16 protein-coding genes and 2 riboswitches are annotated in these 19,862 nt (G+C 70.0%); of the genes, 11 read left to right on the top strand and 5 right to left on the bottom strand.

The window, feature by feature from the left end; translation table 11 throughout:
• Window positions 1–180: 180 nt before the first annotated feature.
• From ACNQQL_RS15440 to ACNQQL_RS15405, 8 genes are all read left to right on the top strand, one after another.
• Window positions 181–888, top strand: a complete 708-nt coding sequence (locus ACNQQL_RS15440) for an SGNH/GDSL hydrolase family protein (protein ID WP_347064633.1) — start codon at window positions 181–183, stop codon at window positions 886–888.
• Between the two features lie 232 nt (window positions 889–1,120).
• Window positions 1,121–2,173 carry an oxidoreductase gene (locus ACNQQL_RS15435; RefSeq protein ID WP_347064610.1) on the top strand — a complete coding sequence of 351 codons (1,053 nt, stop codon included), beginning with the start codon at window positions 1,121–1,123 and terminating at the stop codon, window positions 2,171–2,173.
• 158 nt (window positions 2,174–2,331) lie between these two features.
• Window positions 2,332–2,694 carry a hypothetical protein gene (locus ACNQQL_RS15430; protein WP_347064609.1) on the top strand — a complete coding sequence of 121 codons (363 nt, stop codon included), beginning with the start codon at window positions 2,332–2,334 and terminating at the stop codon, window positions 2,692–2,694.
• A 114-nt stretch (window positions 2,695–2,808) separates the two neighbouring features.
• A riboswitch (glycine riboswitch) is annotated at window positions 2,809–2,912 on the top strand.
• A 31-nt stretch (window positions 2,913–2,943) separates the two neighbouring features.
• Window positions 2,944–3,077: riboswitch (glycine riboswitch) on the top strand.
• A gap of 84 nt (window positions 3,078–3,161) precedes the next feature.
• On the top strand, window positions 3,162–4,280 hold the full coding sequence (gene gcvT / locus ACNQQL_RS15425) for a glycine cleavage system aminomethyltransferase GcvT (RefSeq protein WP_347064608.1): 1,119 nt from the start codon (window positions 3,162–3,164) through the stop codon (window positions 4,278–4,280).
• A 117-nt stretch (window positions 4,281–4,397) separates the two neighbouring features.
• Window positions 4,398–4,778 carry a glycine cleavage system protein GcvH gene (gene gcvH, locus ACNQQL_RS15420; protein WP_175962709.1) on the top strand — a complete coding sequence of 127 codons (381 nt, stop codon included), beginning with the start codon at window positions 4,398–4,400 and terminating at the stop codon, window positions 4,776–4,778.
• Between the two features lie 64 nt (window positions 4,779–4,842).
• Entirely contained in the window at window positions 4,843–7,770 is a 2,928-nt protein-coding gene (gene gcvP / locus ACNQQL_RS15415) for an aminomethyl-transferring glycine dehydrogenase (protein WP_347064607.1), read from the top strand.
• 151 nt (window positions 7,771–7,921) lie between these two features.
• Window positions 7,922–9,058, top strand: a complete 1,137-nt coding sequence (locus tag ACNQQL_RS15410) for an alginate lyase family protein (RefSeq protein ID WP_347064606.1) — start codon at window positions 7,922–7,924, stop codon at window positions 9,056–9,058.
• A gap of 31 nt (window positions 9,059–9,089) precedes the next feature.
• Window positions 9,090–10,478, top strand: a complete 1,389-nt coding sequence (locus ACNQQL_RS15405; protein WP_347064605.1) for an L-serine ammonia-lyase — start codon at window positions 9,090–9,092, stop codon at window positions 10,476–10,478.
• A gap of 30 nt (window positions 10,479–10,508) precedes the next feature.
• Here the strand turns inward: ACNQQL_RS15405 and ACNQQL_RS15400 are convergent, their stop codons facing one another.
• A complete protein-coding gene (locus ACNQQL_RS15400) occupies window positions 10,509–10,745 on the bottom strand; it encodes an AbrB family transcriptional regulator (protein ID WP_347064604.1) in 237 nt (78 codons plus the stop codon).
• A gap of 125 nt (window positions 10,746–10,870) precedes the next feature.
• Here ACNQQL_RS15400 and ACNQQL_RS15395 point away from each other — a divergent pair, with 125 nt between their 5' ends.
• Together ACNQQL_RS15395 and ACNQQL_RS15390 are read left to right on the top strand one after the other, a co-directional pair.
• Window positions 10,871–12,574, top strand: a complete 1,704-nt coding sequence (locus ACNQQL_RS15395; protein ID WP_347064603.1) for a thiamine pyrophosphate-binding protein — start codon at window positions 10,871–10,873, stop codon at window positions 12,572–12,574.
• Window positions 12,571–13,665, top strand: a complete 1,095-nt coding sequence (locus ACNQQL_RS15390) for an ADP-heptose--LPS heptosyltransferase (protein ID WP_347064602.1) — start codon at window positions 12,571–12,573, stop codon at window positions 13,663–13,665. Before ACNQQL_RS15395 ends, ACNQQL_RS15390 begins: the two co-directional genes overlap by 4 nt.
• Window positions 13,666–13,701: 36 nt before the next feature.
• Here the strand turns inward: ACNQQL_RS15390 and ACNQQL_RS15385 are convergent, their stop codons facing one another.
• The 3 genes from ACNQQL_RS15385 to ACNQQL_RS15375 form a co-directional block, all read right to left on the bottom strand.
• A complete protein-coding gene (locus ACNQQL_RS15385) occupies window positions 13,702–14,736 on the bottom strand; it encodes a helix-turn-helix domain-containing protein (protein ID WP_347064601.1) in 1,035 nt (344 codons plus the stop codon).
• 211 nt (window positions 14,737–14,947) lie between these two features.
• On the bottom strand, window positions 14,948–15,487 hold the full coding sequence (locus tag ACNQQL_RS15380) for a hypothetical protein (protein ID WP_347064600.1): 540 nt from the start codon (window positions 15,485–15,487) through the stop codon (window positions 14,948–14,950).
• Between the two features lie 335 nt (window positions 15,488–15,822).
• Window positions 15,823–17,349 (bottom strand): aldehyde dehydrogenase family protein, encoded by a 1,527-nt coding sequence (locus ACNQQL_RS15375; protein ID WP_034183862.1) that lies wholly within the window; start codon window positions 17,347–17,349, stop codon window positions 15,823–15,825.
• 335 nt (window positions 17,350–17,684) lie between these two features.
• Between ACNQQL_RS15375 and ACNQQL_RS15370 the strand changes: the two genes are divergently transcribed.
• Window positions 17,685–18,113: a pyridoxamine 5'-phosphate oxidase family protein gene (locus ACNQQL_RS15370; protein WP_347064599.1), complete on the top strand. Its 429-nt coding sequence runs from the start codon at window positions 17,685–17,687 to the stop codon at window positions 18,111–18,113.
• Between the two features lie 99 nt (window positions 18,114–18,212).
• Here the strand turns inward: ACNQQL_RS15370 and ACNQQL_RS15365 are convergent, their stop codons facing one another.
• On the bottom strand, window positions 18,213–19,823 hold the full coding sequence (locus ACNQQL_RS15365; protein ID WP_347064598.1) for an MFS transporter: 1,611 nt from the start codon (window positions 19,821–19,823) through the stop codon (window positions 18,213–18,215).
• Between the last annotated feature and the right edge of the window lie 39 nt (window positions 19,824–19,862).

The raw sequence follows: 19,862 nt of genomic DNA, 5'->3' as shown, positions 1-19,862 counted from the left end.
GGCGGCGCGTATTTCGGGAGCGCCGCCGGACGGGGCCGTGCGGGCCGATCGCCCGGCCGCGCCCTGTCCGTCCGGCCAATCCGGCCCCGTTCGCGCACCGATCGGCCACAATACGCACACGCCGACGCCGCCCCGCGCCGAGCCCGTATGAACCGCCCGAAACGCCACCGGATCGACACCATGGGATACCCGCTCGCCACCGCCGCCCTCGGCCCGCTGCTGTTCGCGCAGGGGCGCTACGTGCGGCGCGTCACGCCGCGGCTGCCCGAGGCGGCCGGCCCGCGCGACGGCGTTGCCGGCGACGGCCCGCCGCTACGCGTGCTGGTGGTCGGCGATTCCGCCGCCGCGGGCGTCGGCGTCGCGACGCAGCGCGACGCGCTGTCCGGGCAACTGGCGAGCGAACTGGCGGCCACGCACCGCGTGAGCTGGAAGCTGCTCGCGCGCACGGGCCTGACCACGCAAGATCTCGTCGACTGGCTCGCCGCCGAGCCGGCCGAGCCGTTCGACGTTGCCGTGACGTCGCTCGGCGTCAACGACGTGACGGGCGGCGTGCCGCCGGCCCGCTGGCAGGCGGCGCAGGCCGAACTCGTCCGGACGCTCGCCGGGCGCTTCCGGGTCAGGCACGTGATCCTGTCGGCAGTGCCGCCGATGGAACGCTTTCCGGCGCTGCCGCAGCCGCTCGCGTGGTATCTCGGGCTGCGCGCGAAACGGCTCAACGCGGCACTCGCCGGCTGGGCCGCCGCGCAGCCGCATTGCACGTTCCTGCGGGTCGCGCTGCCGCTCGAGCGCCACCTGATGGCCGCGGACGGCTTCCACCCAGGCGAAGCGGCATGCGCCGTGTGGGCCGCACAGGTCGCAGCCGCCGTGCGGCAGCGGGCGGCCGCATGACACGGCACAGCGCTCGCGCGCCGGCCGTTTGCCTCGAAGCCGGACAGGCAGCCACGCGCGCACGGTGCGCGGTCTCGCGCAAATGCCGGCTTCCATTGCGCATGTGCCGCATCTCCCCGCGCATTTCGCCCGACGCGCCAGTACAAGCGGCAGCGCCATGCCAAAATAGCCGGTCGTCCTCGCGCCGCCCCGGCGCGCCATCCTTTAATTTCCTTCGCAGCCAGGAATTGCCATGTCGTCATTGCTCAGGATTGGTTTGATGGGTTTCGGTTTCGCCGGCGCGACGTTCCACGCGCCCGTGATCGCCACGAGCGGCCGCACTGAAGTCGCCGCGATCGCGACGGGCCAGCCCGATCGCGCGCAGGCCGCGTATCCGGGCGCGCGTGTCGTCCCCGACCTCGACACGCTGCTCGGCCTCGACGACATCGAGTGCGTGGTGATCGCCACGCCGAACGACACGCATTTCGCGCTCGCGCGCCAGGTGCTCGAAGCCGGCCGTCACGTGGTCGTCGACAAGCCGGTCACGCTCACCGCCGACGAGGCGCTCGCGCTCGCACGGCTCGCGAACGCGCGCAGCCGGCTGTTCGCGCCGTTCCACAATCGCCGCTGGGACGGCGATTTCCTCACCGTGCGCCGCGTCGTCGAATCGGGCGAGCTCGGCCGGCTCACCTACTTCGCGTCGCACTTCGACCGCTTCCGGCCGACGCCGCGCACGCGCTGGCGCGAGGAGCCCGCACGCGGCGGCGGCCTGCTGCTCGACCTCGGCCCGCACCTGATCGACCAGGCGCTTGCGCTGTTCGGCGTACCGGAAACGGTGAGCGCGACCGTCAAGACGCGCCGCGACAACGGCACGGCGCCCGATTTCGTGCACCTGCTGCTCGGCTATCCGGACAAGGACATCGCGCTGCATGCGAGCGCGCTGGCGGCGATCGAGCCCGCGCGCTTCACGCTGCACGGCACGCGCGGCAGCTACCAGAAGTTCGGGCTCGACACGCAGGAAGACCAGCTCAAGGCCGGCCTCACCGCGGACGACGTCGAGTTCGGCGGCGGCAACCCGCCCGGCCTGTTGCGCGTGCTCGACGGCGAAGTCGAAGTCGAGCGCCCGGTGCCGACGCTCGACGGCCAGTACGCGGAGTTCTACCGCGCGCTCGCCGCGTCGATCCGCGACGGCGCGCCGTTCCCCGTCACCGCGCAGGACGCCGTCGACGTGATGACGATCATCGAGCTCGCCGCGCAGAGCGAGCACGACGGCCGCCGGCTGCCGTTCGTGCGCCGCATGGTCTGAACACCGCGCGCCGGCCGGTTGCGGCCGGCCGGCACGCGTGCGCCTGGATCAGCCGGAACATTCGGTTACAAATGCCGGGGGAACGAAAGTCAGCGGTAGACCTGTCTGACGCGTTTCTCAAAAAGTCGATCCGACACCAATCCGTCAGGAGAATGTTGATGCAACGGTTGATTCGCGCAGCAGCGTGCTGCGTGCTGGTTTCCTCGCTCGCGGCCTGTGTCGTTCAGCCGCAGCGGCCTGCCCGGCAGGCGCCCCCGCCGCGGCCAAATCCACAGGTCGTCGCGAACGAGCGCATGCAGGAGGTCCAGGGCCGGATCGACAACCTGCATCGCCGCATCGACGCGCGCGTGAACGGCGGCTACTACCCGCCGCCGTACGGCGCGCAGCTACACCACCGCCTCGACGTGATCCGCCAGGAAGCGAACGACATGGCCGCGCAGCACAGCGGCGGCCTGTCCGGCGACGAGCAGCGCGTGCTGAACCAGGAACTCGACACGGCCGCGCGCGCGATCGGCGAGTAACGCGCCGGCGCCCGCCGGAGTGGAAAAAAGCGGCGGCACGGGCTGCCGCCGCTTGTCGCAAAGCGACATTCTTTTGCTCAAATTGACAAGGTCCAACCGCTCGCGTACAGTCGCCCGCACGCGTCGGGAGAGCGTGTGACCGCGTTGCTGAAACGCCGGTCGCGCCGCCGAAGGGGCACACCCGCAAACTCTCAGGCAAAAGGACCGACCGCGTCGGGGAATCCCGTCCGCGCATTGCGCGGGCCGCACTCCCCGCACTCTGGAGAGCGGCAGTAGCCCGCTGCGCACATGCTGCGCGGGCAAGCTGCCCACCGAAGGGGCGCGCGCTCGCCGGGCTTTGCCCGCAGCGCAATCTCTCAGGTATCGAGGACAGAGGGGCATGTACCTGATCGCTCGCAGCCCGTCGGCCGCGGCGGTCGGCACATGGCCGTTCTGATCCGCGCGCAAGCGCCTTGCCTGAGGCCTCGATGACTGCACTGAATCACACCCCGCTCAACGCCGCGCACCGCGCGCTCAATGCCCGCATGGTCGACTTCGGCGGCTGGGACATGCCCGTCAACTACGGCTCGCAGATCGAAGAACACGAAGCCGTGCGCACCGACGCCGGCATGTTCGACGTGTCGCACATGTGCGTCGTCGATTTCACCGGCAGCCGCGTGCGCGCGTTCTTCGAGCACGCGATCGCGAACAACGTCGGCAAGCTCAAGGCGCCCGGCAAGGCACTCTACTCGTGCCTGCTCAATCCGCAGGGCGGCGTCGTCGACGACCTGATCGTCTACTACTTCACCGAAGAATTCTTCCGCGTCGTCGTCAACGCCGGCACCGCCGAGAAAGACATCGCGTGGTTCAACACGCTCAATGAACAAGGCGGCTACGGCCTCACGATCGCGCCGCGCCGCGATTTCGCGATCGTCGCCGTACAGGGCCCGAACGCCCGCGAAAAGGTCTGGACGACCGTGCCCGCCGCGCGCGCCGCGACGAGCGAGCTGAAGCCGTTCAACGCCGCGCAGGTCGCCGGCACGCCGTTCGGCGATCTCACCGTGGCGCGCACCGGCTATACCGGTGAAGACGGCTTCGAGGTGATCGTCCCGGCCGTGCATGTCGAAGCGCTGTGGAACGCACTGCAGCAAAACGGGGTGCGCCCGTGCGGGCTCGGCGCGCGCGACACGCTGCGCCTCGAGGCCGGCATGAACCTGTACGGCCAGGACATGGACGACACCGTGTCGCCGCTCGACGCGGGCCTCGCGTGGACGGTCGACCTCACCGCACCGCGCGACTTCGTCGGCCGCGCCGCGCTCGAGCGCGACGGCGCGCGCGCCGCGTTCGTCGGCCTGATCCTGCAGAAGGAAAACGGCAAGGCGGGCGGCGTGCTGCGCGCGCACCAGAAGGTCGTCACGCCGCACGGCGAAGGCGAGATCACGAGCGGCACGTTCTCGCCGTCGATGCAGGAATCGATCGCGTTCGCGCGCGTGCCTGCGGCCGTCCAGATCGGCGACACGATCCAGGTGCAAATTCGCGACAAGAATCTTCCCGCGCGCGTGGTAAAACTGCCGTTCGTGCGCAACGGCAAGGTCCTCGCTGCGTAACGGCCGGGGGGCCTCCTCCCGGGAAGCCGGGAGATGACGCCCGGCGCAACCACACCCCGGCGCGCCCCGGCGGCGCGCCAGCAGAACGAATCACACCCTTTTATCCAGGAGCATCCGATGAGCAACGTCCCGGCCGATCTGAAATACACCGAAGAACACGAGTGGATCCGCACCGAGGCAGACGGCACGCTGACGGTCGGCATCACCGATCACGCGCAGAGCACGCTCGGCGACATCGTCTTCCTCGAACTGCCCGAAGTCGGCAAGTCGGTGACCGCGGGCGACGCGGTCGGCGTCGTCGAATCGGTGAAGGCGGCATCCGACATCTACTCGCCGGTGTCGGGCGAGATCGTCGAAGTCAACGGCGCGATCGTCGACGCGCCGGATCAGGTCAACGGCGACGCGTACGCGAGCTGGCTCTTCAAGATCAAGCTCGCGGCCGGCGCATCGACCGACAAGCTGATCGACGCTGCCGCCTACACCAAGCTGATCGACTAATTTCCTTACCCGAACCGCGCGGGGCCGGCCAGCCGCCCGTCCCGCGCGGGACCAGAGTCACGCCATGAAGCTCGAACACCCGGACCGCCTGATGAACCGCACGCCCCTCTCGCTCGCCGCGCTCGAAACGCACGACGCGTTCGCCGAACGCCACATCGGCCCCGACGCCGCCAGCCAGCAGGCCATGCTCGACACGCTCGGCTTTGCGTCGCGCGCCGCCCTGATGGATGCCGTGATCCCGGCCTCGATCCGCCGCGCCGAAACGCTGCCGCTCGGCCCGTTCGCGCAGCCGAAGAGCGAGGCCGAAGCCCTCGCCGCGCTGCGGGCTCTCGCGGACAAGAACCAGGTGTTCCGCTCGTATATCGGCCAGGGTTACCACGACACGCACACGCCGGCGGTGATCCTGCGCAACGTGCTCGAAAACCCGGCGTGGTACACGGCCTACACGCCGTACCAGCCCGAAATTTCCCAGGGCCGCCTCGAGGCGCTCCTGAACTTCCAGCAGATGGTGACCGACCTCACGGGCCTCGCGATCTCGAACGCGTCGCTGCTCGACGAGGCCACCGCCGCGGCCGAAGCGATGACGCTGCTGCAGCGCACCGGCAAGCCGAAGTCGAACGTGTTCTACGTCGCCGACGACGTGCTGCCGCAGACGCTCGAAGTGATCCGCACGCGCGCGCTGCCGATCGGCATCGAGGTCAAGACGGGCCCGGCCGCCGACGCCGCGCAGGCGAACGCGTTCGGCGTGCTGCTGCAATACCCGGGCGTGAACGGCGACGTGCGCGACTACCGCGCACTCACGGAAGCGATCCACGCGGCCGGCGGCCACGTGGTCGTCGCGGCCGACCTGCTCGCGCTCACCGTGCTGACGCCGCCCGGCGAATGGGGCGCGGACGTCGCGATCGGCAACACGCAGCGCTTCGGCGTGCCGATGGGCTTCGGCGGCCCGCACGCCGCGTATCTCGCGGTGCGCGACGAATTCAAGCGCCAGATGCCGGGCCGCCTCGTCGGCGTGACGGTCGACGCGCAGGGCAAGCCCGCGCTGCGCCTCGCTCTGCAGACGCGCGAACAGCACATCCGCCGCGAAAAGGCGACGTCGAACGTGTGTACCGCGCAGGCGCTGCTCGCGATCATGGCCAGCATGTACGCGGTCTATCACGGCCCGCACGGGCTGAAGACGATCGCGCTGCGCGTGAACCGCATCGCGGCGCTGTTCGCCGCCGGCGTGAAGCAGCTCGGCTTCGCGACCGTCAACGACACGTTCTTCGACACGCTGACGATCGACACCGGCGCGCGCACCGCGCAGGTTCACGAATTCGCGAAGGGCAAGCGCATCAACCTGCGCCGCGTGAGCGACACGCAAGTCGGCGTGTCGGTCGACGAAACGACGACGCGCGACGACCTCGCCGATCTGCTCGACGTGTTCGCGCAGGCCGCGGGCGGCACCGCGCCGGCCGTCGACGCGCTGGACGCGGGCCTCGCCGGCGTCGCCGCGCTGCCGGCCGGCCTCGAGCGCACGAGCGCGTACCTGACGCACCACGTGTTCAACCGCCACCATTCCGAAACCGAAATGCTGCGCTACCTGCGCAGCCTGTCGGACAAGGATCTCGCGCTCGACCGCTCGATGATCCCGCTCGGCTCGTGCACGATGAAGCTGAACGCGACGTCGGAAATGCTGCCCGTCACGTGGCCCGAGTTCGGCGGCATCCACCCGTTCGCGCCGGCCGACCAGACCGTCGGCTACCGCGAGATGATCGACCAGCTCGAGCAGATGCTCGTCGCGGCCACCGGCTACGCGGCCGTGTCGCTGCAGCCGAACGCGGGCTCGCAGGGCGAGTATGCGGGCCTGTTGATCATCCACGCTTACCACGCATCGCGCGGCGAAGCCCACCGCGACGTATGCCTGATCCCGGCGTCCGCGCACGGCACGAACCCGGCATCCGCGCACATGGCCGGCATGAAGGTCGTGGTCGTCGCGTGCGACGCACAAGGCAACGTCGACATCGCCGACCTGCAGGCGAAGGCCGAGCAGCACTCGAAGGACCTCGCGGCGATCATGATCACGTATCCGTCGACGCACGGCGTGTTCGAGCAGAACGTCCGCGAGATCTGCGAGATCGTCCATGCGCACGGCGGCCAGGTGTACGTCGACGGCGCGAACATGAACGCGATGGTCGGCCTGACCGCGCCGGGCCAGTTCGGCGGCGACGTGTCGCACCTGAACCTGCACAAGACCTTCTGCATCCCGCACGGCGGCGGCGGCCCGGGCGTCGGCCCGGTCGCGGTCGGCGCGCACCTCGCGAAGTTCCTGCCGAACCAGCGTTCGACCGGCTACGCGCGCGACGAACACGGCATCGGCGCGGTGTCGGCCGCCCCGTACGGCTCGGCGTCGATCCTGCCGATCTCGTGGATGTACATCGCGATGATGGGCGCGAAGAACCTGACCGCCGCGACGGAAACCGCGATCCTCAACGCGAACTACATCGCGAAGCGCCTCGCGCCGCACTACCCGGTGCTGTACTCGGGCCCGGGCGGGCTGGTCGCGCACGAATGCATTCTCGACCTGCGTCCGATCAAGGATTCGAGCGGCATCAGCGTCGACGACGTCGCGAAGCGCCTGATGGACTACGGCTTCCACGCGCCGACGATGAGCTTCCCGGTGCCGGGCACGCTGATGGTCGAGCCGACCGAATCGGAATCGCAGGAAGAACTCGACCGCTTCATCGCCGCGATGATCGCGATCCGCGAGGAAATCCGCGCAGTCGAGGAAGGCCGCGCCGACCGCGAGGACAACCCGCTGCGTCACGCACCGCACACGGCGGCCGTCGTCACCGCGAACGAATGGCCGCACGCGTACTCGCGCGAGCAGGCTGCGTACCCGGTCGCGTCGCTCGGCACGAACAAGTACTGGCCGCCGGTCGGCCGCGCGGACAACGCGTACGGCGACCGCAACCTGTTCTGCTCGTGCGTGCCGATGTCGGAGTACGCATAACGCGCGCCAGGCCCCGAGCCGTCCGATGGTGATCGCACCGCACGCAACTCCGTGTTGCGTGCGGTTTTTGCGTTCGCCGCTCGAACCGGTGCGCGTTCGTCCGCCAATCCGGCTAACATCACACGCGATCCAGCCAATGAAGGAGTTCCGCATGGTGCGTCCGATGTTTCCGGGCCATGGTGCAATGCAGAGCCGGCCGCGCGCGCGCCGGTTCGTGCCGATGCTCGTCGCGTCGCTGTCGTTTGCCGCTGCCGGCCTCGGCGCGGCCGGCAGCGCGCGCGCGGCGATGAATTTCTGCGCGGCGCCGGCACTGCAGGCGAGCGAGACGACCCAGGCCGAGCCGGGCGTGCAGGCGCTGATCCGCAGCGTCGACGCGCGTATCGGCGAGCAGCCGAAGGCGATGCCGCGCGTGCACACCGAGGGCACGCTGCCGCACGAGGGCATCTACGACCAGAGCGCCGCCGCGCTGAAGGACATGGACCTGATGCGCGACGCGGCGCTCGCGTGGCGCGTGACGAACGCGCCGCGCTACCTGCAGCTCGTCGACCGCTTCCTGTCCGCGTGGGTCGCGACCTACCAGCCGAGCTTCAACCCGATCGACGAGACGCGCTTCGAAAGCCTGATCATCGCGTACGACATGACCGCGAGCGCGCTGCCGGTGAAGACCCGCAACGCGACGGCCGCGTTCATCGCGAAGCTCGGCGCCGGCTATGTCGCGCAGATAGACGCGCAGAAGCGCCCGCTCACGGGCACCTGGCGCAACAACTGGCAGAGCCACCGGATCAAGCTGATCGCGCTGTCCGCGTTCACGCTCGGCGACCGCAGGATGATGAACGCCGCGCAGCGGCTGTTCGTCGAGCATCTCGCCGACAACATCGGCCCGGACGGCAAGACGTGGGACTTCGAGGAGCGCGATGCGCTGCACTACGCGGTGTACGACCTGCAGCCGCTGGTGACGGCCGCGCTCGCCGCGCGCCGCTTCAACCGCAACTGGCTGCGCGAGCGCGGCGCGAACGGCGCGACGCTCGAGGCCGCGCTCGACTGGCTCGTGCCGTACGCGCTCGGCGAGAAGACCCACGAGGAATTCGTGAATTCGCCGGTGCCGTTCGACGCGAAGCGCCGCGAGGCCGGCCTGCCGGGCTACACGGGGCAGTGGGACCCGAAAAACGCCACCGAACTCTTTCATCTGGCCGCGCGGCTGGACGGGCGCTATGCCCGCGTCGCGCAGCAGCTTTCCCCGACGCCGCCCGCATGGCTCGCCGCGTGCCTGCCATTGCAGGCGCGCTAGCACTACTCTTATAAGCAAGGCAGGTATCGAAATGGCAGTCAGCGTGTTTGACCTCTTCAAGATCGGCATCGGTCCGTCCAGTTCGCATACGGTCGGACCGATGCGCGCGGCGCTGATGTTCGTCCAGGGCCTCGAGCGCGACGGGCAGCTCGATGCGACGGCCCACGTGAAGGTCGAGCTGTACGGCTCGCTCGGCGCCACCGGCAAGGGCCACGGCACCGACCGCGGCGTGATGCTCGGCCTGCTCGGCGACGCGCCCGACACCGTCGATCCCGACACGATCGACGCGCGGCTGGAAGAGGTCCGCAAGTCGAAGAAGCTCGCGCTGCTCGGCACGCATCCGGTGCCGTTCGTGCTGAAGGAGAGCATCGCGTTCTACCGCCAGGCGCTGCCCGAGCATCCGAACGGGATGAAGCTGCGCGCGTCCGACGCGAATGGCGCGGTGCTGGTCGAGCGCACGTACCTGTCGGTCGGCGGCGGCTTCGTCGTGACGGCCGGTGCGCCGAACACGAAGGTGCTGAGCGCGGCCGAGCAGATGACGCACCCGTTCCGCACCGGCGCGGAACTGCTCGCGCTGACCGAATCGACCGGCAAGTCGATCGCGCAGCTGATGTGGGAAAACGAGCGAGCGTGGCACACCGAGGAAGAAACGCGCGACGGGCTGCTGAAGATCTGGGCCGTGATGCAGTCGTGCGTGTCGCGCGGCTGCGGGATCGGCAACCCCGATGCCGACGGCAACCTGCCCGGCCCGTTCCAGGTCAAGCGCCGCGCGCCGCAGCTGTACCGCACGTTGACGGGCAGCCCGGAGCGCGCGCTGCAGGACCCGCTGTCGATGATCGACTGGATCAACCTGTACGCGATCGCGGTCAACGAGGAAAACGCGGCCGGCGGCCGTGTCGTCACCGCGCCGACCAACGGCGCGGCCGGCATCATCCCGGCCGTGCTGCACTACTACACGCGCTTCACGCCCGGCGCGAACGAACAGGGCGTGATCGACTTCCTGCTGACGGCCGCCGCGATCGGCATTCTTTACAAGCTCAACGCGTCGATCTCGGGCGCGGAAGTCGGCTGCCAGGGCGAAGTGGGCGTTGCCTGCTCGATGGCGGCCGGCGCGCTCGCGGCCGTGCTCGGCGGCACGCCGCACCAGGTCGAGAACGCGGCCGAGATCGGCATGGAGCACAACCTCGGCCTCACCTGCGACCCGGTCGGCGGGATGGTGCAGATCCCGTGCATCGAGCGCAACGCGATGGCGTCGGTGAAGGCCGTCAACGCGGCGCGCATGGCGCTGCGCGGCGACGGCTCGCACTACGTGTCGCTCGACTCGGTGATCAAGACGATGCGCGAGACGGGCGCCGACATGAAGACGAAGTACAAGGAAACGTCGCGCGGCGGGCTGGCGGTGAATATCGTCGAGTGTTGAGGTAATGATGGCGGGCGGGCGTGTACGGCATCAAAGAAGCTCGCGCTCGCCCTGCCCGTCTTCGTCGAGTCTTTCCACCGCCATCCCTGCGTCGAATTGCGCGAATTTTGCCAGCACGCCGGATAACGGTCGTCTCGCCGGTCGAATACGAAGCTCGTCGCCGACGCGTTCGATTTCGAGTGCTATATCGTCGCATTCGTAGGCCAGTTCGTCGGGAATCGACACGACCCAGGAATCGCCGATCCTGAATGGATGAATGGCATGCATGCGTATCGGACCCGAAATGTTCGATACATGTTCCCTGCCGTCCGCCCCACCCCGTTCCGACACTTTTCACCGCCCCGCCGACAGGCGTAAGCTGTACGTCCCGCTACCCAGGGAGACGGCAGCCCATGTCGCATTCCAAGGATCTCGAGCCGCGCACCACCACCGGTGCGCGACTGCTCGTCGATGCGTTGCTCGCCAATCACGTCGAACGCGTGTTCTGCGTGCCGGGCGAGAGTTTCCTCGCCGTACTCGATGCGCTGGCGGACGACACCGCGCGCATCCAGACGGTCGTCTGCCGCCACGAGGCGGCCGCCGCGAACATGGCCGAGGCGGTCGGCAAGCTGACCGGCCGCCCCGGCATCGCGTTCGTCACGCGCGGGCCCGGCGCGACGCATGCGTCGATCGGCGTGCACACCGCGTTCCAGGATTCGACGCCGATGATCCTGTTCATCGGCCAGTGCGCACGCGAGCACCTCGACCGCGAAGCCTTCCAGGAAATCGACTACCGCCGGATGTTCGGCCAGATGGCGAAATGGGTCGCGCAGATCGACGACCCGCGCCGCATCCCCGAATACCTGAGCCATGCGTTCCACGTCGCGATGTCGGGCCGGCCCGGCCCGGTCGTGCTCGCGCTGCCGGAAGACGTGCTGTCCGAAGCGTGCGCGCCGCAGCCGGTCGTGCCGGCCGCGAAACGCGTCGCCGCCGCGCCGTCGGCCGCGCAGATCGACGAGCTGCGCGAGCGGCTCGCGCGCGCGGAACGGCCGCTCGCGATCGTCGGCGGCAGCGGCTGGACGCCCGACGCGTGCGCGAACCTGCGCAGCTTCGTCGAGCGCTGGCAACTGCCGGTCGCGTGCGCGTTCCGCTACCAGGACACGATCGACAACGCGCACCCGAACTACGCGGGCGACGTCGGGCTCGGGATCAATCCGGCGCTCGCGAAGCGCATCCGCGACGCCGACCTGCTGCTCGCGATCGGGCCGCGCCTCGGCGAAGCGACGACCGGCGGCTACACGCTGCTCGACATCCCGAAGACGCGCCAGACGCTGATCCACGTGCACCAGGGCGCGGACGAGCTCGGCCGCGTGTATGCGGCCGACCTGCCGATCGTGTCGGGAATGCCCGAGATCGCCGCGCCGCTCGCCGCGCTCGAACCGCCCGAGCGCCCTGTGTGGGCCGGCACGGCCGCCGACGCGCATCGTGCGTACCGCGAATGGCATGCGCCGCTGCCGATGCCCGGCGACGTCCAGCTCGGCGACGTGATGGTGCAGTTGCGCGAGCGCCTGCCGCACGACGCGATCCTGACCAACGGCGCCGGCAACTATGCGATCTGGCTGCATCGCCACTTCGCGTACCGGCACTTCCGCTCGCAGCTCGCGCCGACGAGCGGCGCGATGGGCTACGGCATCCCGGCCGCGCTCGCCGCGAAATCGCTGTACCCGTCGCGGGCCGTCGTCGCGCTCGCGGGCGACGGCTGCTTCATGATGGCCGGCAACGAGCTTGCCACCGCGATGCAGTACGGGCTGAACATCGTCGCGATCGTCGTCAACAACGGGCATTTCGGCACGATCCGCATGCATCAGGAGCGCAACTACCCGGGCCGCGTGCACGGCACTGGGCTCACGAATCCCGATTTCGCCGCGTATGCGCGCGCGTTCGGTGCGCATGGCGAGACGGTCGAGCGCACCGCCGATTTCGCGCCCGCGCTCGAGCGCGCGCTGACCTGCGGGCTGCCTGCGCTGATCGAGATCCGCATCCCGCAGGACGCCAGCACGCCGGCCGCGACGCTCGAACAAATCCGCGAACAGGGCCGCCGCGCACGCGGCGGATGACGGTGGAAATGCGCACCGCGCCGCCCGGCATCGCGCTATCGCACGACGACGCGCTCGTGCTTCCCGGCACGCTGCTCGCGCCGGACGGCACGCTCGTCGCGCCGTACGACATCGAGCACGGCGATGCCCGCGCCGTCGGCCACATGCCGGCCGCGGCCGCGCTCGGCCTGCTGCACGCCGCGCACCGGCCGTTCCGGCTCGACTACGACGGCGCACGGCATGTGCACGTGATCAACGGGATGGGCGTCACGCTCGGCGATTCGGTGATCGGGCTGACCGCGCTCGCCGCACTGCGCGCGGCGCACGCGGGCCTGCGTTTCACGCTGTACCGGCCGGCCCGCACGCCGCGCTATGTCGACGCGCTGTATGCGCTCGCGGCCGACGTCGTCGCTCCATCGCGCACGCTGCCGTGCCCCGTCGACGCGCTGCCGGCGGACGCGCCGTGCATCGACGTCGGCAATCACCTGTACTGGCCCGCGTTCGCGCGGCTGCCGATGATCGATTTCTTCCTCGACGCGCTCGGCGCCGACCCGGCCGCCGTGCCGGCCGCCGCGAAGCGCAACCGCTGGCTCGCGCGGCTGCCGCTGCCCGCGCTGCCGGCCGCATGGCAGCGGCCGTACGTGCTGTTCTGCCCGAACGCGAGCACCGCGGTGCGCAGCGTGCCGCCCGCGCTGCGCGCGGCGTTCGTGGAACGGCTCGCGCAACGCTACGGGCTGCCGGTGGCCGGGTTCGGCCCCGTCGCGCATCCGGCCTACACCGACGTGAGCGGCGACGCGACCGACACCGCGCGCTTCATCGCATGGATCAAGGGTGCAAGCCTGCTGTTCGCGCCGGACACGGCCGCGCTGCATCTCGCCGACGGCTTCGACGTGCCGACGCTCGCGTGTTTCACGACGATCGGGCCGGCGCTGCGCGTGCGCGACTATCCGCATTGCGTGCCGGTCGAACTCGACGTGCCGGCCGAATTGCGCGGGCTGCATCGCAGCGAGCGGCCGGCCGATCTCGCGGCGGTCGAGGCCGCGTATCGCGCGATCGACTGGGACCGGCTTCCGTGGCCTACGCCGCGTGAAGCGGCAGCGACCACCGGATAACGGGACAGCACGCGGCAGCCAGCCGGAACGCCGTCGTCACCGCGCCGCGACCGTCGCCGCGCGATCGCGCAGCGTCTCCGACGGCCGCTTGCCGAACAGCCTTCGGTAATCGGTCGCGAACTGGCTGAGATGCCAGAAGCCCCACGCCTCCGCGACGTCCTGCACCGAGCCGGCCGCGCGGCCGCACAGGTCGCGCCGCGCGCCGTTCAGCCGCAGCGTGCGCAGATAGGTCGCGGGCGCCATCCCGAGCACGTCCTGGAAGCAGTACTGCAGCGTGCGCCGGCTCACGTGCAGCTGTTCGCACAGCTCGGGCACACCGACCGGGCGCGTGCGGTGCGCAAGCACGTAGTCGCGCGCCTGCTCGACGATCCAGCGGCGCGTCGACGGCGCGCGGCCAGCGCCGTCGTCGGCCGGTTGCGCACACGCATCGAACAGCGCGGCCAGCACCTCGGCCTGCAGGTCGTCGCGCTGCGTATCGGGCAGCGGGCCGGCCACGGCCACCGCACCGTCCAGCCGGCGGCCGAGCAGTGCGCACAGGCGCGCGAGCCGCGCATCGCCGACCTGCATCACGCGCTGCGTGAACAGCCGCTCGTCGAGTGCGCAGCGTTCGACCTCCTCCGCATAGCGGCGCAGCACGTCGCCGCGCACGACGACACCGTAGATCGAGAACTGCGCGGGCGTCAGCAGTTCGAATTCGACGTTGCCGGGGCGGAACGCGAGCGCGCCGGGCCCGATCCGGCATGCATCGACGCGTGCCGCGCCGTCGCACACGAGCGGGATGCCGAACCAGTACGCATCGCCGCGCACCTCGCATGCCTGGCGCAGCAGATGGCTGGTCGATTCGCGAAACAGCTTCATCGTGTCGAGCGGCAGCTCGGTCAGCGTGCCGACGAAGCGGCCGGCCGCGAGCTGGTCGTAGGTCTGCCGCCAGCCGATCAGGTTGCGCGCCTGCTCGTCCGCGTCGTGCGCGACGCTGACGACCGCCTGCCCGGCCAGCGCGTCGTCGCCTTGCGCGTTGCGACGCGTGTCTTCGGCCGTCGGTTCTTCGATACTCGCCGCGTGTTGATTCATCGTGTTCTCCCTCGCCTGCCCGGAACCGTACCTGTCACGCAAGTCCCGTGCCGAACCGCGCGGCCCGGCGCACAACCCGTCATTTCACGCTACCCGGCCGGCTCGCGCGATACGGGCGCACCCGAAGGCGGCGTGCCGCGCACGCCGCCGGTGCGATCCGCGCTGCGACCGCGCATATCCGCTGCCGTCGCCACCGGCTGCCGAATACCGGCTACCCGGCCGGTTTCAGCCGCACGACCCGCGTGCCGCAGTTGCCGTACGCCTGCGCGACCGCCAGCTCGACGATCGCGCTGCCGGTCGGCCAGGGCGCCGCTTCCGCTTCGGGCAAATCTGCGCGCAGCGTCGCGCGGCCGTTGATCCGGTAGCGGATGCCGCGCACGAAATCGACGAACAGCAACCCGACCCCGCTGCCGTTGCACGCTGTCGCGTCGATCCGGCCATCGCCGGGTGCGGGCAACATGAACCGCAGCGTCTTCATGTCGATCACGCGGACGACGGGCAGCAGGTCGCCGTTCGCGTCGCGCAGGCTCTGCACGATGTCGCAGGTCATGGGCGCGCGCCCTCCGCATGCAGTGCCGACGAACATGAACGGCTGCGTTTCGACGAACTGCCGCACGCCGATGCTCACGCGCGTCGTGACGGCGTCGCTCATCCGCTCGGCTTCGTCCGCCACGCCGAAGCGGTGCTGTGCGTCGAGTTCGCCCGCGTGGAATACGGGGTGGCGCGGAAAGGATCGGGGAAGGTCTGCCATGCCGGTTTTCGTTACACGCATCGGCGCACCGGACCGCAGCGAACACGCGGCTGCCGGTATCGTTTCCGGCGCTGGCCGCGACGATGCGAGGCCTGCGCCGGGTGTCGGATGTCGAAGTCGAAAATGGCGAAGTGCCGGTGACCGGATGGCAGGCAGTCAGCACATCGCACCCGCGTGTGCGCCGCTCGACGGCCGGGCAAACATCGCCCGGCCGTCGAACGTTCTACACAACCCGCGCATCACGCGTGTCGCCGCCGAACACCGGTACCCGCACGGCCGGCGCTGCTTTGCCGACCGGCCCGTCCCGGCCCTTCGCCACTGCCGTGACGATCAGGTCAGAAGAACCCGAGCGCCTCGGCCTGGTAGCTGACCAGCAGGCACTTCGTCTGCTGATAGTTCGACAGCGCCATCTTGTGCGTCTCGCGGCCGATCCCCGACTGCTTGTAGCCGCCGAACGCCGCGTGCGCCGGGTACAGGTGGTAGCAGTTGGTCCACACGCGGCCGGCCTCGATCTCACGGCCCATCCGGTACGCACGCGTGCCGTCGCGCGTCCACACGCCCGCGCCGAGCCCGTAGAACGTGTCGTTCGCGAGTTCGATCGCTTCCTGCTCGTCCTTGAACGTCATCACCGACGCGACCGGCCCGAAGATCTCTTCCTGGAACACGCGCATCTTGTTGTTGCCGAGCAGCATCGTCGGCTTCACGTAGTAGCCCGTGCCGAGTTCGGCAGCCGGCGCCGTGCGTTCGCCGCCCGTCAGGCATTGCGCGCCTTCGCCGCGGCCGATGTCGATGTACGACAGGATCTTGTCGAGCTGCTGCTGCGACGCCTGCGCGCCGATCATCGTCTGCAGGTCGAGCGGGTGGCCGGACTTGATGCGCTCGACGCGCGCGACGGCCTTCTCGATGAAGCGTTCGTAGATCGATTCCTGGATCAGGATGCGCGACGGGCACGTGCATACCTCGCCCTGGTTCAGCGCGAACATCGCAAGCCCTTCGAGCGTCTTGTCGAGGAACGCATCTTCCCGATCGAGCACGTCGGCGAAGAAGATGTTCGGGCTCTTGCCGCCAAGTTCGACCGTCGACGGGATCAGGTTGTCGGCCGCCGCGCGCAGGATATGCTTGCCGACCGGCGTCGAGCCCGTGAACGCGATCTTCGCGATCCGCTTGCTGGTCGCGAGCGCTTCGCCCGCTTCCTTACCGAAGCCGTTCACGATGTTGATCGTGCCGGCCGGGAACAGGTCGCCGATCAGTTCCATCAGCACGAGCACCGACGCGGGCGTCTGCTCGGCCGGCTTCATCACGACGCAGCAGCCGGCCGCGAGCGCGGGTGCGAGCTTCCACGCGGCCATCAGCAGCGGGAAGTTCCACGGGATGATCTGGCCGACGACGCCGAGCGGCTCGTGGAAGTGGTACGCGACGGTGTTGTCGTCGATTTCGGAGATGCCGCCTTCCTGTGCGCGGATACAGCCTGCGAAGTAGCGGAAGTGGTCGACCGCGAGCGGCAGGTCGGCCGCCATCGTCTCGCGCAGCGGCTTGCCGTTGTCGATCGTCTCGGCCACGGCCAGCAGCTTCAGGTTCTTTTCCATCCGGTCGGCGGCGGCGAGCAGCAGGTTCGCGCGCTCGGCCACGGACGTCTTGCCCCACTTGCGGCGCGCGGCATGCGCGGCGTCCAGCGCCAGCTCGATATCGTCGGCGCCCGAGCGCGGAATGCGGCAGAACGGCTGGCCGTTGATCGGCGACACGTTCTCGAAATACTCGCCCTTCACCGGCGCCACCCACTTGCCGCCGATGTAGTTGTCGTACTGCTGACGGTACGGGTATTCGACGTCGAGGCCCAGTTGTTTCAGGTCAAACGGGTTCATACATGTCTCCTGTTCATCGTGCTTGTGTGAATGCAGCGCCGGTTGGATCGCGCTGTATCCGTTTACGCAACATGCGTGCCAAACGGACAGGCGCGGAACGAAAGCACGACGACCACGGCCGGCCCGCGTGCGCGCCGTGCGGTGTTCACGCACGCAGCACGGCGGGTGTGCCGATTCGGAACACCGCGATTGCGCAGCGGTGTGGCCGGTGTTCGGATTTTCCACAGTGGCCGTGCCGGACGGCACGGGCATCGGGGACGCGATGCGTGGCATGTCACTTGCGTGCGAATCGCGCATCCCGTTCACACGCAGCGGCGTTCGCGCCGGCCGACACCATGAGCGACTCCGGCCCCCTGACCGACGACGCTGTCGCGTTCATCCGCGAGCAGGTGTTCCTGATCGTCGCGACCGCCGATGCGGCGGGCGACAGCGACTGCTCGTACCGCGGCCGCCAGCCGCGCGCCGACGGCGCGTTCGAGCCGCTCGTCGACATCCCCGACCGCCGCACGCTCGTGCTGCCCGACTTCGCGGGCAACAACCTGTTCAACACGATCGGCAACCTGCTCGTGAATCCGGCCATCGCGCTGCTGTTCGTCGATTTCGTGCGCCGGACGACCTGGCTCGTGCAGGGCCGCGCGACGATCGACGAGGATGCGGAAAGCCGCGCGCATCTGTGGCCCGACGCGCGGCGCTATGTGGTGATCGAGGTGGGGCACGCGCAGGCGCGCACGGATGCGGCGCTGCCGCCGCTCGTGCTGGTGTGATGCGATGGGCGGATCGTCAGCGTGCGGATGCGCTCATGACGAAATGCGCCGGCGCTCCGGCTGCCATTACCTGAACGCCCATGCTCGACGACGCAACGCTCAACGCCCATGCGTCTCCGCACAGGCCGGTTCGATCCGGCTGCGCGCCGGCGCGTCGGCTGGCGCATGCCCGTCCGCGTCGTCGCCCGCTTCAGCCGCCGGCCGCCCGCCGAGAAACACGAACACCACCACCGCGCACAGCACCGTGACGACGGCCAGCCCGGTCAGCAACCGGTCGAACGCATGCGTATAGCTCCCGAGCAGCGCCGCATGACCGATGCCCGGCAACGCAGCGGCCGCGCCAGCGAGGTCGCCGGTCGCGAGCCGCGCGGCCGCACGCAGCGTCGCGCCGGGCGTGCCGGCGGCACCGGCCGCCTGCCGCAGCCCCGTCTGCGCGAGCGCGGCCAGCACCGCGCCGACGATCGCAAGCGCGATCCCCTCGCCGGCCACGCGCGTCGTGCTGAAGATCCCCGTCGCCATCCCCGCGCGCTCCTTCGGCACGACGCTCACCGACAGCCCGTCCATCAGCCCCCACGGCATCCCGGCGCCAACCCCGATCGCCAGCATCGGCCCGATCGCCGCCGTCCCCGCGCCGCCGCGCAGCGCGACACCCAGCCACACGAGCCCGCCCGCCGCGACCACCAGCCCGAGCGCCGAGATCACGCCGGCCGACAGCCAGCGCGTGAGCGTCGCGGCGGCGAACGGCACGACGAGCATCGGCGCGGAGATCGCGAGCATCAGCCAGCCGGCGTCGATCTCGCTGAAGCCGTCGATGCCGATGAAGCGCAGCGGCAGCACGACGAGCAGCACGATGTAGCAGCAGCAGGTCGACACCGGCAGCACCTGCACGCCGACGAAACGCGCGATACGGAACAGCGACAGGTCGAGCATCGGCCGCGCGACGCGCGTCTCGATCGTCACGAACGCGCATGCGCCGAGCGCCGCGCCGGCCAGCAGCACGACCACGAGCGCGCTCGTCCAGCCGCGCGCGGGCGCCTCGATCACGCCGAACGTGAACAGCGTCAGCGCGGCCGTGAACGAGGCCGTGCCGGGCCAGTCGAGCCCCGTCGCATGCGGGTCGCGCGACTCGCGCATGCGCGGCAGCCCGAATGCGAGCGACAGCACGCCGGCCACCGCGCTCGTGACGAAGATCGCGCGCCAGCCGTAGTGGCCGATCAGGCCGCCGGCCAGCACGGGCCCGAACGCGAGCCCGATGCCGAAGGTCGTGCCGAGCAGGCTGAACGCGCGCGTGCGCGCCGCGCCGTCGAACTCCTGCACGAGCGCGGCCGTGCCGCCCGCGAGCGCCGCGGCCGCCGCGAGCCCTTGCGCGGCGCGCAGCAGGTCGACCGCGAGCATCGACGGCGCGAACGCGAGCGCAACCGACATCAGCGTGAAACCGCCGACGCCGATCGCGAACAGCCGCTTGCGGCCGAACTGGTCGGCCAGCGCGCCGGCCGCCATCAGGAAACTGCCGAACGCGAGCATGAACGCGTTGGTGATCCAGTTCATCGCGACCGTGCCGCCATGCAGGTCGCGGCCGATCGCCGGCGTCGCGACCGCGCCGCCCGAAAACGACAGCGGCAGCGCGACGGCGGCCATGCAGACGGCGGCCAGCACCCATGCGCGCCGGCGCGCCGAAACTGCCGATACGGCTGAAAACGGGTGATCCATCATCGCTCCTCGAAACGCCGGCGCGGATGCGCCGCCAGA

The sequence above is a fragment of the Burkholderia sp. LFS061 genome, assembly GCF_047978125.1.
Lineage (GTDB): Bacteria > Pseudomonadota > Gammaproteobacteria > Burkholderiales > Burkholderiaceae > Burkholderia > Burkholderia pyrrocinia_C.
Note: the sequence above shows the minus strand (reverse complement) of the source record. Positions and strands in the feature narration are given on the sequence as shown.